16 protein-coding genes are annotated in these 16,883 nt (G+C 48.9%); 12 read left to right on the top strand and 4 right to left on the bottom strand.

Annotation, left to right across the window (positions count from 1 at the left end; genetic code table 11):
• Nucleotides 1–31: 31 nt before the first annotated feature.
• A complete protein-coding gene (locus B2X65_RS13410; RefSeq protein WP_290613322.1) occupies nucleotides 32–1,780 on the bottom strand; it encodes an ATP-binding protein in 1,749 nt (582 codons plus the stop codon).
• Between the two features lie 254 nt (nucleotides 1,781–2,034).
• Here B2X65_RS13410 and B2X65_RS13405 point away from each other — a divergent pair, with 254 nt between their 5' ends.
• From B2X65_RS13405 to ung, 7 genes are all read left to right on the top strand, one after another.
• Nucleotides 2,035–2,400, top strand: a complete 366-nt coding sequence (locus tag B2X65_RS13405) for a response regulator (protein ID WP_290613320.1) — start codon at nucleotides 2,035–2,037, stop codon at nucleotides 2,398–2,400.
• Nucleotides 2,397–3,011, top strand: a complete 615-nt coding sequence (locus B2X65_RS13400) for a chemotaxis protein (RefSeq protein ID WP_290613318.1) — start codon at nucleotides 2,397–2,399, stop codon at nucleotides 3,009–3,011. The genes B2X65_RS13405 and B2X65_RS13400 overlap by 4 nt, the downstream gene beginning before the upstream one ends.
• Nucleotides 3,011–3,979, top strand: a complete 969-nt coding sequence (locus B2X65_RS13395) for a sensor domain-containing diguanylate cyclase (RefSeq protein WP_290613317.1) — start codon at nucleotides 3,011–3,013, stop codon at nucleotides 3,977–3,979. The genes B2X65_RS13400 and B2X65_RS13395 overlap by 1 nt, the downstream gene beginning before the upstream one ends.
• Before the next feature lie 253 nt (nucleotides 3,980–4,232).
• Nucleotides 4,233–6,689, top strand: coding sequence for a bifunctional aspartate kinase/homoserine dehydrogenase I (gene thrA / locus B2X65_RS13390; protein WP_290613316.1), 2,457 nt, complete (start codon nucleotides 4,233–4,235; stop codon nucleotides 6,687–6,689).
• Between the two features lie 5 nt (nucleotides 6,690–6,694).
• Entirely contained in the window at nucleotides 6,695–7,690 is a 996-nt protein-coding gene (thrB, locus tag B2X65_RS13385; RefSeq protein ID WP_290613315.1) for a homoserine kinase, read from the top strand.
• Nucleotides 7,691–7,692: 2 nt separating this feature from the next.
• A complete protein-coding gene (gene thrC, locus B2X65_RS13380; RefSeq protein WP_290613314.1) occupies nucleotides 7,693–8,973 on the top strand; it encodes a threonine synthase in 1,281 nt (426 codons plus the stop codon).
• Nucleotides 8,970–9,638 (top strand): uracil-DNA glycosylase, encoded by a 669-nt coding sequence (gene ung / locus B2X65_RS13375; RefSeq protein ID WP_290613313.1) that lies wholly within the window; start codon nucleotides 8,970–8,972, stop codon nucleotides 9,636–9,638. Before thrC ends, ung begins: the two co-directional genes overlap by 4 nt.
• A gap of 74 nt (nucleotides 9,639–9,712) precedes the next feature.
• Here the strand turns inward: ung and B2X65_RS13370 are convergent, their stop codons facing one another.
• Nucleotides 9,713–9,886, bottom strand: coding sequence for a DUF3545 family protein (locus B2X65_RS13370; RefSeq protein WP_019675643.1), 174 nt, complete (start codon nucleotides 9,884–9,886; stop codon nucleotides 9,713–9,715).
• 164 nt (nucleotides 9,887–10,050) lie between these two features.
• Between B2X65_RS13370 and B2X65_RS13365 the strand changes: the two genes are divergently transcribed.
• The 5 genes from B2X65_RS13365 (at nucleotide 10,051) to B2X65_RS13345 (ending at nucleotide 14,638) form a co-directional block, all read left to right on the top strand.
• Nucleotides 10,051–10,779, top strand: a complete 729-nt coding sequence (locus tag B2X65_RS13365; protein WP_290613312.1) for an SDR family NAD(P)-dependent oxidoreductase — start codon at nucleotides 10,051–10,053, stop codon at nucleotides 10,777–10,779.
• Entirely contained in the window at nucleotides 10,721–11,707 is a 987-nt protein-coding gene (locus B2X65_RS13360; RefSeq protein ID WP_290613311.1) for an amidohydrolase family protein, read from the top strand. The genes B2X65_RS13365 and B2X65_RS13360 overlap by 59 nt, the downstream gene beginning before the upstream one ends.
• A 262-nt stretch (nucleotides 11,708–11,969) precedes the next feature.
• A complete protein-coding gene (locus tag B2X65_RS13355; protein ID WP_290613310.1) occupies nucleotides 11,970–12,239 on the top strand; it encodes a hypothetical protein in 270 nt (89 codons plus the stop codon).
• 848 nt (nucleotides 12,240–13,087) lie between these two features.
• Nucleotides 13,088–13,924, top strand: a complete 837-nt coding sequence (locus B2X65_RS13350) for an REP-associated tyrosine transposase (protein ID WP_290613309.1) — start codon at nucleotides 13,088–13,090, stop codon at nucleotides 13,922–13,924.
• A 336-nt stretch (nucleotides 13,925–14,260) separates the two neighbouring features.
• A complete protein-coding gene (locus B2X65_RS13345; RefSeq protein WP_290613308.1) occupies nucleotides 14,261–14,638 on the top strand; it encodes a hypothetical protein in 378 nt (125 codons plus the stop codon).
• Nucleotides 14,639–14,745: 107 nt separating this feature from the next.
• Here B2X65_RS13345 and B2X65_RS13340 read toward each other — a convergent pair whose 3' ends face one another.
• Nucleotides 14,746–15,924, bottom strand: coding sequence for a mandelate racemase/muconate lactonizing enzyme family protein (locus B2X65_RS13340; protein WP_290613307.1), 1,179 nt, complete (start codon nucleotides 15,922–15,924; stop codon nucleotides 14,746–14,748).
• Between the two features lie 26 nt (nucleotides 15,925–15,950).
• Nucleotides 15,951–16,718, bottom strand: coding sequence for a class II aldolase/adducin family protein (locus B2X65_RS13335; protein WP_290613306.1), 768 nt, complete (start codon nucleotides 16,716–16,718; stop codon nucleotides 15,951–15,953).
• Nucleotides 16,719–16,883 lie beyond the last annotated feature (165 nt).

Here is a 16,883-nt window from a genome sequence, read left to right as displayed (position 1 = left end):
TCTTTTAACAAGCTGGCGAGTATAACGCGGATCAGCCGTCGAGTTTCAGGTTTTTTGGGAAGCGAATATGGTAGTGCAAGCCCTGGCCCGGCTCACTGCTTACCGCTATACTACCGCCCAAGGTCTGGCGTACCAGATTGTACGTAATATGCGTACCCAGGCCACTACCGCCCTGTTCGCGTTTGGTGGTAAAGAACGGATGAAACAATTTCTCCAACTGCTCTGGCGCTAAGCCTTTGCCGTTGTCCGTAAAGCGGATATCAACATTGTTGTCTTCGTCCAGCACGGTGATCCGGATCAAACCCTCTTTCATATTTTCAAAGCCGTGAATAAGGGAATTCATCAGTAAGTTGGTGAAAATCTGTGAGATCGCGCCGGCCGGACAACGCAGAATAATGTTATCGGGGCAGTTTACTTCTATCTGATGCTGGGTCTTTTTAAAGTTAGGCTGCAACGAACGGATCACTTCATTAATATATTCGGCCAGATTAATGGTGCGAATCGCTTCACTGGCCTGATCAACCGCAATTTGTTTAAAGCTGGCGATCAGTTCAGACGCCCGGCTTAAGTTAGATTGTAATAAATCGGTACCCTGAAGTGCTTCATTAATAAACGCCTCCAGTGTTTTTGAGGTCAGTGATTTATCGTTAAAGGCGTGTTGCAGGCTAGAAAGCTTTTCGGCCAGAAAGCTGGTGGCCGTGACACCGATGCCAACCGGGGTATTCACTTCATGGGTAATACCGGCTACCAGACCACCTAATGCCGCCATTTTTTCTGACTGGACTAACCGGTCCTGAGCCTGATTTAAATGGTCAACCAGCTGTTCCAGCTCAGTTTGCTTGCTACGCAACGCCTCTTCGGTGTGACGGCGGCGCTCAATTTCTTCGCGTAAGCTTTGCTGCTTTAGTTCCAGTTCCTGTTTCTGTTGCTGCAAGTCCATCATCGCCTGACTAAGGCCTGAAGTTTTGCGGGCTACTTCCTGCTCCAGTAACAGGTTTTGCTGGTCCAGTTTTTCATTTGAGGTTAGCAATTGCTTCTGGGTATTGCCAAGCTGTGCTTTGTAGTCCTGAACCCGGTTGATCAACCGGTTGTAGGCGTCTGCCATCAGTGTTAGTTCAGAAGACTGGCTTTTATCGACATCGACCCGGGCACCATCGAGTTGATCAAGCTCCAGATCTTCAATTTGCCGGCTGATATCGGCCAGCGGCTCGGTAAGTTGTTTTCGAAACGCCATTAAAAACAGAATAATCAGGAAGGTGGTTTTCAGCATGGCATTGCCAATCAGAAAATAAATACCGACTTTAATCCGGTCAATAACCACTGCACGGCTGGAAAACAGCGTAACATCGCCTACCTGGGTAGCCCGGCCGGAAAACTCAAAAATAAGCGGAAAGGTGTAACCGAAAATGCCGGATTGTTGCTCCGTTAGTCGCACCCCTTCGCGGACTAACTGGCTGCTAAACCGTTCTTTAACATCAATGTAGCGGCCTAACTGAGTAATAACCGCACCGCTGTCGTCCCGCACCACAATACCTTCTACTGCCGGTATAGACAGCAATCCATCGGCAATTATAAGCGCTTGTGGCGTGTTCAGCTCCCAGATTGCCCGGGTTAAGCTGCCTGAAAAAGTCTGCTGAAGTGTTTCTAAGTCACTGTTAATTAAGTTTTTTGTATTGTAATACTCTGCCACAATCTGCGCGAGAGTAACAATTAACGTCAGAATAAAATAGACTGACAACACCTTGGTAAGCAGATTGCGGGACAGGCTTTTTTGCTGCATGCAATAACCTTTTTTTCACCGGATAATGTAATACTGAGTCTGACCTACCTTAACCAATAAAGCGGGCTTTTAAAATAGCTGGTGCTAAATAAGTGTAAGGGCACTGCTAAGCATGCTGCAGAGGGGTAAGCTGTCTGTTATTCAAGCGGGCTAACGCTGTGCTAATTATTGGCTTGATATTGCAATCTGGCGGCCTTCTGTATATATTTTTTAACCAACAGATGCATTTATCCAACTTTAGACAGGCAGTACTGATGGCTTTAACCGCGTTAATTTGTGACGATTCTTTACTTGCACGAAACCAAATGAAAAAATCCTTGCCCGCTGCGTTTGATGCCGAGATAGTGACGGCTACCAATGGCATGGAGGCCTTGGAAGTATTACGTGGCCAGGAAATTGGCGTGGTGTTCCTGGATCTGACAATGCCTGAATTAGACGGCGTTGGCGTACTGGAAGCGATTAAAGCAGAAAAAATGGATGTTTTTGTCATTGTTGTCTCCGCTGATATCCAGCCGGAAATGCAAAAACGAGTAATGGATCTCGGTGCGCTGGCATTTATTCAAAAGCCGGTAAATACCGATAAACTCAGCGCAGTGATGCGACAATATGGTTTGATATGACAGACTTGAGTTTTACTGAAGAGCAACGAGACTGCTTACAAGAGCTGATTAACGTAGCGATGGGGCTGGCCAGCGACAAACTGGCGCGGTTTCTTAATACCTTTGTTCATTTGCAGGTACCGGCAATTGGCTTAGTGAATGCTGCGGAAATTCCTGAACAGTTTCGTGGCCAGTATCAGGGCCAGAATAGCTCGATGATCAGTCTGGGTTTTTTCGGTGATGGCGGTCTGCGCGGTGAAACTATTCTGCTGTATCAGCTGGATAATGCCGGCAACATTGCCGCGTTACTGGGGTATGATGATGACGCGGCCAGTGAAGCTGAAATGCTGACCGATATCAGCTCAATTTTAACCACAACCTTTTTAAATGGTCTGGCAGAACAACTGGACAACAGTTTTTCTTATGCGGCACCGCGGATTATCTCTTCTCGCGACAGCGATTTTATCAGTAAGCTGGAACAAACAGCATTTCACTGGCAGCTGGCCTTAAAAGTGGATATTCGTTACGAGCTTACTGACCACAGTTTCGACTGCAATATGATTTTGTTGATCCCGGGTGAAGCCGTGTTAAAACTAAAAACGATTCTGGATCATGTGCTGGCGGAATTCTGATGAAGATTGACTGGCTTTCCGGTCCTTTATTGCAGCAACTGAACAGTGGGGTGATTTTACTCAATGCCCAGCTGCAAATTGTTTATATTAATCCTTATATTTGCCGACGAGCGGATATCCAGCTGGAAGCGATTCAGGGTAAAGACATTTTCAGTGTGTTTCCAGATGCACCAAAAGCCTGGCTTAGTCGTAAGCTGAGCAGTGTACTGAGTTTGCAAAGCCCGGCATTTAGCTCATGGGAGCAGCGCCAATATTTGTTTAAACTACCCCATCTGCGACCGGTTAGCAGTGCCAATCAGTATATGGCGCAAAACTGCAATATGTTGCCACTGACCGAACCTGCCAGCGGTGAGCACTTTGTGTGCTTACTGATTGAAGACGCTACCGATGCCTATGTTTATCAAAGCCAGTTACAGCAAAGCAATTTGCAGTTGCAGCAGGTAAACCGAATGGATGGTTTAACAGGCGTACTTAACCGGAATTACTGGCAGCAACAGCTGGAGATTGAAGTGCAACGGGCGGGCCGGTATCAGCACCCGTTATCACTACTGTTTTTCGATTTGGATAAATTTAAACGTCTGAATGATGATTACGGCCATCAGGCTGGCGATTTAGTATTAATTGAAGTGGCGAAATTGATCGGCAGCTTACTGCGTGAAACCGATTTATTTGGTCGATACGGCGGCGAAGAGTTTGCCATTATTCTGCCCGACACACCGCTGGACGGTGCTATCGAGGTGGCTAAGCGTATTTGCCGGCGGGTCGCTGCCACCCCGATTGAATACAAACAACAGCAGCTTATGACCAGCGTGAGTATTGGTGTAAGCCAGTTTAGCAGCGGCATTAGTGCCGATGAACTTATCCAGCAAGCAGATTTAGCCTTGTATCAAGCCAAGCGTAATGGTCGCAATCAGGTGGTAACGTATTATCCTGAATTAATAGATTCCCTTAAAAAGGTAAAATCGTAATGGCGACTATTTTTTGTTTGACAGACGTCTACAAGTCTGTGCATAGTGCTTGATATGAAAATAAGAACAGCAGACCTCACCACCATTATTATTACCACCAACCCTTCGGGGTAGGAGGTCGGCGGTGTGTTGTCTGTAAAAAGACCCGTGACCTCAAATGTCACGGGTTTTTTTTTACCCATTTGCAGGTGTTTACCTGGCCTTGGTCGGCAATAACAACATAACAACTAATTCGATGCGCAAGGAGTAAAAAATGAGAGTGCTAAAATTTGGCGGCTCGTCGCTGGCATCACTGCCTCGCTTTGCCGAAGTTGCGCACATTGTGCAGCGTCAGGCAGCCGCTGGCCCGGTGTGTCTGGTGTTATCCGCCCCCCAGGGCGTGACCAATATGCTGGTTGAGTTGACCGACCTCGCTTATCTGGGTTCAGACTATCAGAACGTGTTAACCGCGCTGACTGAACGTTATCAACAGCTGCTAAATGACGCCACGGCGTTATCTGCGTTGCAGGTTAGTGAAGTGCAGGCCTTATGGCAGCAGCAGTTGCATCAACTGGCGCTGCATCTGCAGGGGATCAGCCTGCTAAGACATTGCCCGGATCATATTAAAGCGCAAATTCTGGGTTTAGGTGAGCAATTTAGTGTGGCGTTAATGACCGCATTGCTTTGCGCTGACAAGGTTAAGGCAGTGGCCCTGGATGCGGTGACACTGATTAAAAGTCAGGGGGATTATCTGAACGCCACGGCTGATATTGCTGGCTCTGAACGCACCTTGCAGCAGGCTATTGCCGGGCAAGGCGCCTCGGTATACGTTATAGCCGGTTTTGTTTCCAGTAATAGCCAGGGTGAGCCAGCCTTGCTGGGACGCAATGGCTCTGACTATTCAGCAGCAATAGTTGCGGCCAGTTTGCGGGCTGAGGCCTGTGAAATATGGACCGATGTTGATGGCGTGTACAGCGCTGACCCACGGCAGGTTAAACAAACCCGCCTGATTGACCGTTTATCCTATGATGAGGCGATGGAGCTGTCGTATTTTGGCGCTAAGGTACTGCACCCAAAAACCATCGGTCCTTTGGCACGTTATCACATTCCCTGTTATATCAAAAATACCCTGAATCCGGCTGCACCGGGCACCTGCATTGATGTTACCGGCGACGGCGAAGCGCTGGTAAAGGGTATTTCCAGTCTGGAGCACCTGGCGCTGTTTACGGTATCAGGGCCGGGGTTAAAAGGCGTAGTCGGTATGGCAAGCCGGGTGTTTGCTTCGATGGCCCGGGCGCAAATTTCGGTGAGTTTAATTACGCAGTCTTCTTCTGAATTCAGTATCAGTTTTTGTGTATCACAATTACACCTTAACCGGGCGCAAAAAGCGCTGGAGCAGGAGTTCGAACTGGAACTGCAAACCGGTTTACTGCGCCCGGTCAGTATTCTGGCTGATATGGCAATTGTCAGCCTGGTGGGCGATGGTATGCGTCAGCATCGTGGTGTGGCGGCTAAGTTTTTTGCCTCGTTGGCACAGGCCCGGGTTAACGTCGTGGCTATTGCGCAGGATAGTAGCGAGCGCTCTATCTCGGCGGTGGTTGAACAAACCGTCTGTAAAGATGCCGTAAGGGTATGTCACGAAAACTTCTTCAGTCATATTCCCAGTATCGATGTCTTTCTGGTGGGGTGTGGTGTAGTCGGCGCTGAGTTGCTGGCGCAGATTGAGCGCCAGCAAGGTTTTTTGCAACAACGGCAGGTTAAATTAACGGTATATGGCGTTGCCAACTCACAGCAGTTGTTGCTGGCGAAAGAGGGCGTTGACCTGAGCAACTGGCAGGCAGACCTTACGCAAAGCCAAAGCGGTTTTTCATTGGCGGCCCTTAGCGATTTTGTCCGGCAGCAACATCTTACCAACCCGGTGCTGGTCGATTGCACCAGTGCCGAGGCGGTGGCCAGTCAGTATGTTGACTTTCTGGCTGCCGGCTTTCATGTTGTCACACCAAATAAAAAAGCCAATACGGCCAGTCTCAGTTATTATCGTCAGTTGCGCCAGGTTGCACAGCAGCAGCGGCGGCGTTTTCTGTATGAAACGACGGTAGGCGCCGGATTACCGGTTATTGATACCTTGCAGGGATTGTTAAATGCCGGCGATGAATTACTGGCGTTTGAGGGGATCTTATCTGGCTCATTGTCTTATATTTTTGGTGAATTAGAAGCGGGCGCCAGTTTGTCTGCCGTTACCAGTAAAGCTAAGGCGATGGGGTTTACCGAGCCGGATCCACGTGACGATTTATCGGGGACCGATGTTGCCCGTAAATTGCTGATCATGGCGCGTGAAGCCGGCATGGCACTGGAACTGAGTGATGTCAGCATTGAGCCGGTGCTTCCCGCCGACTTCGATAGCAGTGGCAGCACTGACGATTTTATGACGCGATTGCCTTCACTGGACGATGCGTTTCGGGAGCGGGTCAAAGCGGCAACAGCAGAGGGCAAAGTGCTGCGCTACATTGGCGAAATTCGCGATGGCAAATGTCAGGTGGCTATTAAGGCGCTGAGTCAGGATCATCCGCTGGCCAAAGTAAAAGACGGAGAGAATGCGCTGGCAATTCACAGTCGCTATTATCAGCCTATCCCGTTTGTGCTGCGGGGCTATGGTGCCGGGGCTGCAGTAACCTCAGCGGGGGTGTTCAGTGATATTATGCGGACCCTAAGCTGGCAGCAGCAGGTGTAAATACCATGAAAAATTCTACGATAGCCCGTTATTTTGCGCCGGCCTCAACCGGCAACTTTTCGGTTGGTTTTGATCTACTCGGCGCTGCATTTGAACCCGTAGCAGGGGGAGATGTAAGCGACGCTTTATTTGGGGATGTGCTGGAAATAACCGGCGAGCAGAGCGAGCTTAGCTTACAGATCAGCGGTCGTTACCACCATCAGTTGCCTGCCGACAGCAGTACCAATTTAGTCTTAACCTGTTTTTATGCCTTCGAGCAAGCAGTGGGCAAGCCATTACCCCGCTTAGCGCTGCATTTACAGAAAAACCTGCCTGTGGGCAGCGGTCTGGGCTCCAGTGCCTGCTCTATTGTTGTTGCCTGTTATGCCTTTAATGACTATTTTGGACGGCCATTGAACCAGCCGCAATTACTGCAGTTAATGGCAGAGGCAGAAGGCGGAGTCAGTGGCAGCGTGCATTTTGACAATGTTGCGCCAAGTTTGCTGGGCGGCCTGCAATTAATGTTGCCAGGTAGCAAAAATCTGTGCCGGACGTTGCCCTGGTTCAGCCATTGGCGGGTGGTATTAAGCTACCCAGGCACCGTATTGTCCACTAAAGCTGCCCGGGAGGTATTGCCCCGGCAGTTATCTTTGGCAGACAGTATTGAATTTGCCGGCATGCTGAGTCGTTTTGTCAGCGCGTTATACTGTCAGGACGAACCTGAAGCCATTGCGGCGCTGCAGGACCTAGTCGCTGAGCCGGCCCGCACGACGCTTATCCCTGAGCTGCCAGCACTGCGCCGCGCATTGACGACAAACGGAGTGCTGCACCTGGGGATCTCGGGTGCCGGACCAACCTTATTTGCGCTATGTCCAAACGACGCTACCGCCGCTAACGCTGCCGCTTATTTGCAACAGCATTATGAAAAAAATGCCGATGCCTGCACCCGGATTTGCCAATTATCAACTGCTGGCGCCAGAGCACTGGCCCTGCAACCGGCCGACGATGGCCAGAGGATGTGACAATGCAATTAACAAATTTAAAAGTGGCCAGCGAGCAGGTAAGTTTTTTACAGGCGGTGCGCCAGGGCCTGGGTCAGCAGCAAGGGCTTTTTTTTCCAACGCAATGGCCAACGCTGAATATTGACGCCTTGCTGGCAATGCCATTAGTAGAGCGCAGCTGCACTATTTTAACTGCATTAATAGGCGATGAACTGCCGCAAGCTGAACTGCTGGCGATGGTCGACCGCGCGTTTACGTTCCCGGCACCGCTAGTACAGGTCACGGATAATATCAGTGCCTTGGAGCTGTTTCATGGGCCAACGTTAGCGTTCAAAGACTTTGGTGGCCGTTTTATGGCCCAGGCGCTGGCCAAAGCGCAGCCAGAGCCGACCACCATTGTTACCGCCACCTCGGGTGATACCGGGGCGGCGGTTGCGCATGCATTTTACCGCCAGAGCGGGGTAAAAGTGGTTATTCTATTTCCTAAAGGCAAAATCAGCAGCCTGCAGGAAAAGCTGTTTACTACCCTGGGGGATAACATCACCACCCTGGCAGTTGACGGCGATTTTGATCAATGTCAGGCCCTGGTAAAGCAGGTGTTCGATAATAAAAGCCTGGTAGACGAGTTTAATATTACCTCGGCGAACTCCATTAATATCAGCCGTTTGTTTGCGCAAATTTGCTATTACTTTGAAGCGGTAGCGCAGGTACCCGCGGCACAGCGTCAGCAAGTGGTTATTTCAGTACCCAGCGGTAACTTTGGTAACTTATGTGCCGGCCTTATTGCCAAAGCACTGGGCTTACCTATCAAACGTATTATTGCAGCCACTAACAGCAATGATACCGTGCCGCGTTACTGGCGCAGTCAACAATGGCAACCGAAAGCGACCGTTGCCACCTTATCTAACGCGATGGATGTCAGTGCGCCCAACAACTGGCCGCGGATTGAGGCGTTGCTGGCGCAGGGGGTGATCGACCGCGATGATATTGAAGCGATCGCAGTAGATGAAGATGACACCCAGCTTAGCGTGCGGCAGTTATGGCAACTGGGCTATTTAAGTGAGCCGCATGCAGCCGTGGCCTACAAAGCGCTGAAACGCAGCCTGGCGCCAGAGGAGTTTGGTATTTTCTTTGGTACTGCCCACCCGGCAAAATTTAAAGAGCAGGTAGAAAACATTCTGGGCAACCCCATTCAGTTGCCACCAGCGCTTGCTGCCTGTGCTGCTGAGTCTGGACTTAGCATCGATATTGCGGCAGACTTCTCAGCCTTAGAGCAGGTGATCAGGACCTTAGACCGCACATGACAGATTGGCAGCAAATATTGGGTGAGCAAAAGCAGCAGCCTTATTTTCAGGCGCTGCTCTCTGAGGTGGCCGCGACTCGCAGCGCCGGCACCATAATATATCCGCCTCAGGCTGATGTGTTTAATGCCTTTAAACTTACCGAGCTGGCACAGTTAAAAGTGGTGATACTGGGGCAGGACCCTTATCATGGGCCGAATCAGGCGCACGGTTTGGCGTTTTCGGTACGGGACGGCGTAAAAGTGCCGCCCTCCCTGGCCAATATTTATAAAGAACTGGCAATGGAATATGCGGACTTTACCCCACCGGGCCACGGTAATTTACAAAGCTGGGCAGGGCAGGGGGTATTGTTGCTTAATACCGTGTTAACCGTCATTGCCAACCAGCCCAATTCGCATCGCAAGTTGGGCTGGGAGCAGTTTACCGATCAGGTAATCAGCGCCATCAGCCAGCATTGTCAGGGCGTGGTTTTTTTGCTCTGGGGCAGCCATGCTCAGAAAAAAGCGCGCTTTATCGACGGTGAGCGCCATCATATTCTGACCGCACCACACCCTTCGCCGTTATCCGCGCACCGGGGTTTCTTAGGTTGCGGCCATTTTCTGCAAACCAACAGCTTGCTGCAAAACAGCCACCGCGAGGCCATTAACTGGCTTTCGGTTTGCCGCTAGCACAGATATGTTGCCGCAAAAGCGCATGGCTTGAGCTAAAACAGCAACGCCCAATCAATGATTGGGCGTTGGCGTTATAACTCGATATCGGCCAGCTCTGGCTCTATGGTCCAGTCTATGTCGCATAGCTCTTTTTTCAGACGATGGCGCTCTTTTAACTCTTCAATTTCGCGCCATTTACGCTTAACAGCTTTAGGTTTTGCTGCCGGGCGTTCCAACATGTTCAGTAATTCTTCGAAGCTTTCCATAATACGGCCTCTGCTGATGTTGTTGTTATTTTCAACGAAAGTTCTACCACACTTTGTTGTAAAATAAAATAGTTAAGTGACAACAGCGTTACAGCCATGGTAAAAATTTAAATAAAAGCTCACTTAGCTTATTATGTTTGCAGGTGAGTTCAGCAGGAGCAGGCATGAAAAAAGTCGCTATTGTGACCGGCGGTAGCCAGGGTATTGGTTATGCCATCGTTGAAACGTTATTAAATGAACAATATCAGGTATTTAATCTGGATATTGTACCAGGCGAACTTGGCGAATATCGCGAATGTGACGTCAGCCAGGTAGCAACGGTAAAACATGTTATTCAGACTATTCTGAGCACGACCGGCCGCATTGATTTACTGGTATCTAATGCCGGCCGCCATATCAGCGCGGATATTGAAGCGACTGATGAAGCCACGCTGGATACCTTGTTTGCGCTTAATGTCAAAGGAGCATACGCCGCTGTGCAGGCAGTACTGCCGCAAATGCGCAGCCAGCACAGTGGTGCTATTGTGCTAATCGCCTCCGATCAAGCCCTGATAGCCAAGAAAAACTCTTTTGCCTACAACCTGACCAAGCACGCACTGGCCTCTATGGCCAAAACTACCGCACTGGATTACGCCCGTTTTAGTATCCGGGTGAATGCCGTGTGCCCGGGTACCATTGAAACCCCATTATTTCATCAGGCAATTGATCGCTACTGTGCCAACAGTGGCGCTGACAAAGCGGCGGTAGTAGCAGATGAAGCTGCAGAACAGCCACTGGGTCGCTTAGGTCAGCCAGAAGAAGTGGCGGCGCTGGTAGCCTTTCTGGCGAGCGACAATGCCTGCTTTATTACCGGCAGCCTGCAGGTTATTGACGGCGGCTATACCTGCCAGTGAACGTGCCAGTGAGAATTGTCTGATGACGAGCATAGCGCCAATGGAAATCGTCGACCCGCATCTGCATTTGTGGCAACTAAGTGCCGGCCAGTACCAGTGGCTGACAAGCGAAAAACCACGGCACTGGCCGGATAAAGCCTTATTGCAGCAGGATTACTCAGCCGAAAAGCTTGAGCTGATGCCGCCGTTTCGCTTAGCTGGCCTGGTGCATATTGAAGCAGGCTTTGATAACCGTGCGCCAGAGCGGGAACTGGCCTGGCTGGCTAAGCAACACCTGACCTTGCCCCATAAGGCCGTAGCCTTTTTAGACTGTAGTCTGGCGCTACCACAGGTACTGGCAAATTTACAGTCACTGTTACCTTATCAGCCAGCCGGGGTGCGGCATATTTTTGAAGGCGACGATGAGCGCTGGTTACATGCGCCGCAGCTGGAGCAAATCGCAGGTGCGTTAGCCGAGTATAAAATGGTGCTGGAAGTGCAGTGTAGCCTGGCCAAAGCAAAAAACGTGGTAAGAATTCAGCAGCTGGCACAGCAGTTTCCTGAGTTAAAGCTGGTGCTTAACCATGCTGGCTTAGTAAAGCCTGATAATTTTTCTCAGTGGCAAACAGGCATGCGCCAGTTGGTACCGCTGCCCAATGTCGCGATGAAACTGTCTGGTTGGGAGCTGTTAAATGCAGGTCGCTACAGTCAGGCCGACCCGGCCTGGCAACAGCAGGTGCTGGCAGCCGTGCTAAGTGAGTGGCCAGCAGAGCGGCTAATGCTGGCCAGTAATTTTCCATTATGTTTATGGCAGGGCAGTTATCAGCAACTGTGGCAACGATATTATCAGTTACTGACCAATATGGGGCTAAGCCGCACTGGCTGGCAGCAACTCAGTGCTGGCGCAGCCAGAGCCTGGTACGGACTAAATGACAACTCAGTTTTTTGATCATGGTAGCCATATTCAATCAGTCAAAGAACTTTCCGACAAAGATGGTAAATCTCTTGGTCGTTCTATAAACGAATTAGGTGAGTAGAAAATGAACCGTTGGAGAGTCTTCAATTTATGCTTGGGAATAATTTTTTTTATTGTACTCATATGGATGTTTGGGTTGAGGTTGGAGCAACTATGAACTGGCCCCTTGGGGGCGCAAACCTACCAACCTACCTGCTGGAGGTGTCGATTGAATTCCAAAAGGCATTATTTCTCCATGAGCACTGAGAAGTGGCATCGTCAGCGATTAAAAGGCTTTTGGCACTACGTTTTCTATAAAGGCATTGTTTGGTTAGGCTTGGTTGGTGGCATTATCATTTTTACATTCCAATATTGGCAGGATACGGGTTTTGTAATAGAGAATATGAAGTTTACTACCTGGTTTTCAGATTATTTAGTGCGACTTCCGATAACAATTGCTGTCGGGTTTTTTATATCGATGCTGGTGTGGTTGGAATTTGAAAATAAATACCAAAAGAAAGAATAAAGTCTGTATTTGAGAGGGAGTACCATGGGGTTGCGACTTGCGTATTACGACGCAACTGCATAAGCCAGAGGTGATTACCAACCAAAGCAAAGCGGTAAGTATGGCGGGCTGCGTTGTGATCTGGGTAGGCTCAGGTGGGCGTTTTTGTTAGAGGAGGGTTGGCTGGTACTGCTGGCGGTTTGGCAAATCAAGCTTCTGGGTGGGCGATTGATAAGTGGAAAAAGGATAGGCAATGCACTTGCTCTCAATAAAAATCAAGGTTACTTGTAAGTATCTAATTATATTATTAATCGCAGTATTGCTGAGTTATACATTCCGGGAGCTGAGACTATTATTATTAGAATTTTATCCTGTTCATGCTTACTGGCTTGAGAAACTACTATTGCTCGTATTCATGGTTTTGTTCACTATTTTTGTTATGATTCCGTTTACAAAGCTAATTGGAATGAAAATTGGTAAATAGTATTGTTTCGATAAATTAGACGAACTGAAATTTGGGGTCAGATAAAAATAAAACAGTCTTTCTTAAAACAGGACTAATTTTGATGTGACCCCATTAATCAATGGCAGGGCAGTTACCAGCAGCTATGGCTGCGCTATTATCAGTTGCTGACCAATCTTGGATTAAGCAGCACTGGCTGGCAGCAATTAAGTGCTGGCGCAGCCAGAGTGTGGTATGGGTTTAACCGGGATTAAACCGCAATATACCGCTATTTAATCTCCACCCGTTGTGAGAACACCTCTGGGGTCAGGCCTTGAAGCACCTCTGGGGTCAGGCCTTGAATTTTGACTTTAGACGCGGTTCAACTATTTTCATCTAATCGACAAGTTAATTGCAGGATGCAACGATGGCCAGACCGCTTCGCCTGGAGTTTGATGGCGCTTTTTATCACGTTACCTCCAGAGGCAACAGTCGGCATAATATTTACTTTGAGCAAGTCGACTATCAGCAGTTTCTGGATATTCTGGGAAAGGTCTGCCAGCGCCATAACTGGCGTATTCACGCCTACTGCCTGATGACCAATCATTATCACCTGTTGGTGGAAACACCTGAAGGAAACCTGTCGGCAGGCATGCAGCAACTAAACGGTGTTTATACCCAGCATGTGAATCGACGTTATCAACGCTGTGGACATATTTTTCAGGGCAGGTTTAAAAGTATTTTGGTGGATACCGATGTGTATTACAAAGCGCTGGTGCGATATGTGCTGCAAAACCCATTACGTGCCGAAATGGTTGAACAGCTTGCTGATTATGACTGGAGCAGCTATCAGGCCACAATAGGTAAAGACCCCGCGCCTGAGTGGTTGGTTGTTAATGATGTTCTGGCTCACTTTAGCAGCGATAGTGCTAACGCTACCGCAGCATTTGATACCTTTTGCCAGCAGGCTGACGAGACCTGTATCTGGGGAAAATTAACCAATCAGGTATTTCTTGGCGATGAAGCTTTTACCAAAAAACAGCTAGCGAAATTACCCGGTATTGAAGCGACTACTGATATTCCTCAGGCTCAGCGCCGACCAAGCGCTTTGCCGCTGGAAAACTATCAACAACAATATACGAATCGCAATGACGCAATACTTGCTGCACATCTGTCCGGGGCATTTAGCATGACGCAGTTGGCAAAATATTTTAAGGTCCATGTATCCACTGTTAGCAAGTTAGTGGCAAAATTCAAGGCCTGACCCTAAGGATGCTGTTAGCAAGTTAGTGGCAAAATTCAAGGCCTGACCCTAAGGATGCATTAGCAAGTTAGTGGCAAAATTCAAGGCCTGACCCTAAGGATGCACTAAGGATGTTAGCAAGTTAGTGGCAAAATTCAAGGCCTGACCCTAAGGATGCATTAGCAAGTTAGTGGCAAAATTCAAGGCCTGACCCTAAGGATGCAAGGACTGACCCTTAGAATGATAGTTTTTCAAATGAGCCGAGTTTTACAAATGGCCTGACCAATCCCAGTCGTTCATTGGGTTTTAAAGTTAGTGCTCAAGCAACTTTCGAAGCAATAGGTTGGTTTTGATAATATGAGTATTTTGCAACGGATTAAAAGCGCACCAAATTTGTTATTGCTAATTATTAGCGTTGGGTTTATTGCTCCTCTTTTTGCACTGGTGAGTTTGATTTCATCTACTTCAGATTATGAAGGGGGGCTTGTAGTTTTTTACTTGCTGAGTTCTATTTTCGCTATGATATCCTCAGTTATGCTTCTTTTAAAAGCTAGTTTCTCTCGGCTATGTTTTTTAACAGCATTCTTACTGAGTTGTTTGCCTACTCTAATTGCAGAATATAAGTATGGCTTGGAAGGGCTGGTGGCGATGGCTTGTATGGTGCTTGTAATCTTGTTTGTTCTCATATTTTACCTCTTCAAGAATAAAGAGGTTGTTAAGTATATGGATGCTTAGATATTATTTTCAAACTTTAAGAGCCGGTTTAGTTTTTTGCCACTATCCGGCTAACTCTTTTTCAGGTGATGAAACAGCCATTGCTGGCTGTTTCATCACTCTTGATTTTACCCTTTGATCTCAACCCGCTGTGAGCGCATTACTATCTCGTCATTCAGCTCAATACCAATACCGGGGGCTTCTGAAACCTGAAAAAAGCCATTTACCGGCTGCGGATCCTGAATACAGAGTTCGCGGTTCCACTTTTTAATGGCATAAGTATGGTGCTCATGGATTAAAAAGTTGGGTATCGCGGTTTCCAGATGCAGCGCGGCAGCAGTGGCTACCGGGCCGCCGCAGACATGGGCCTGAATACGCACATCAAAAATATCGGCGTAATCACACACTTTTTTGGTTTCGGTAAAGCCGCCACACAGGCCGATATCCGGCTGCAGTACGTCAATGCTCTGATCTTCCAGATAAGGCCGCACACCCCAGCGGTTATAAAGCCGCTCGCCACCGGCAATAGGCACCGCCACTTTATCCGCTACCTTGGCATGTAAAGAGTGGTTCAGGTAATTCACCGGCTCTTCAAAAAACATACAGTCGAATTCTTTGGCAATTTCACCAATCTGAATCGCCGAGGTTGCACCTGGCAGGCTGTGGCATTCAAAAATAATGTCGACTTCGTCACCCACGGCATCGCGGATAGCCTGCATTCTGGCCCGGTACAGTTTCATTTCAGTACGGGAGATAATATTAGTACGGTCGTAGTAAGTGTTGCCGTTTTTGTCGTACTGAATAGGGTCAACTTTTACCGCGTCATAGCCTTCAGCCATGGCTTTTAACGCCGCTTCAGCGTACTGCTCGGGGTGCACCAGCGCTTTGAATTCCGGGCCCCAGTCAAACTGCAGTTGTGAGGCGTAAGTACGCAGCTTGTCGTTTACCTTACCGCCCAGCAGCTGATATACCGGTAAATTAAGTGCTTTACCTTTAATATCCCACAACGCGGTATCAATGGCGCTCATGGCTGAGTAGATAACCGGGCCGCCGCCCAGGCCCCAGAAGCTTTCGCGCAGCATGCGCGACCAGAGCTTTTCGGTTTGAAACGGGTCATGGCCAATTAAAAAGGCTTCGGCCATTTCTTTTATCATCGCTGCCGCTGCACTGTGGCCTAAATCGTACGCCAGGCCGGCTTCACCGACACCGCTAATGCCTTCATCGGTATGAATACGCACAAATACCGGGGTCCAGGCCGGGCGATCCGGGCAAAAAATATCAAAGACTTCTACGCGGGTAACTTTCATCGTAACTCCTGTTAGGTTTGCAACGGTTACTGAGCAAAACCGGGGTCAAGCCGGTAGGCTTTACGCAGCATTGCCGGCCAGGCTAACTGGCCACCAGTGCTGCCGCTGTGCACCACTTTGGCTTGCTGACTAATATTATCGACTATCGGTTGGGGTACCGGTATTACCGGCTGGCCACTGGCCTGCAGCGCCAGCTGAATTTCACAGGCGCGTTGTAAATCGTAAAAGCGCATAAAGGCATCGCCCACTGTTGGGCCTACTGTCAGGCCACCATGATTGACCAGTAGCATATGGTTATGCTGGCCTAAATCGGCCTGCAAGCGGGCTTTTTCATCCTGGTTCACCGCTAAGCCTTCGTACTGATGATAAGCCAGGGAGCCTAACGAGAACATGGCGTACTGACTGAGCGGCAGCAAGCCTTGCTGCTGGGTCGCCACCGCTATGGTTTCTTTGGTATGCAGGTGAATAACGCAATGCGCATCGGAGCGCACTTCATGAATAGCGCTGTGAATGGTAAAGCCAGCCGGGTTAATCTTAAATGGTGTATCGTCCAGAATATTGCCGTCTAAATCGACTTTCACCAGGTTAGAGGCGGTGACTTCGTCAAAGGTCAGGCCAAAGGCATTCACCAGATAATGTTCAGTACCCGGCAGTCGCGCCGATAAGTGGGTATAAATTAAATCGCCCCAGCGATGATGCTCAACCAGCCGGTAGCAGGCGGCTAAATCCAGCCGCAGCTGCCACTCTTGTGCACTGACCTTGTCGCGTAAATTAAGTTTGGGTAAAGGTTGCAAGGCGTTACCTCCGGCAAGCTGCCAGCGTAGCGCTGGCAAATAGATGTTCAGAAGTCTAAGGGACTTAACAGGGGGGATCAATGGTGCTGTTTAAATAAAAATAGCGGTATTGAAGTAAAGTGGCAGCGGTATCTTCTGTTTCACCAACTTCGCTGATTTATAGAA

Source organism: Arsukibacterium sp. UBA3155 (genome assembly GCA_002364615.1).
GTDB lineage: Bacteria > Pseudomonadota > Gammaproteobacteria > Enterobacterales > Alteromonadaceae > Alishewanella.
The sequence above is the reverse complement of the archived record's forward strand: the minus strand, read 5'-3'. Positions and strand labels throughout refer to the sequence as shown.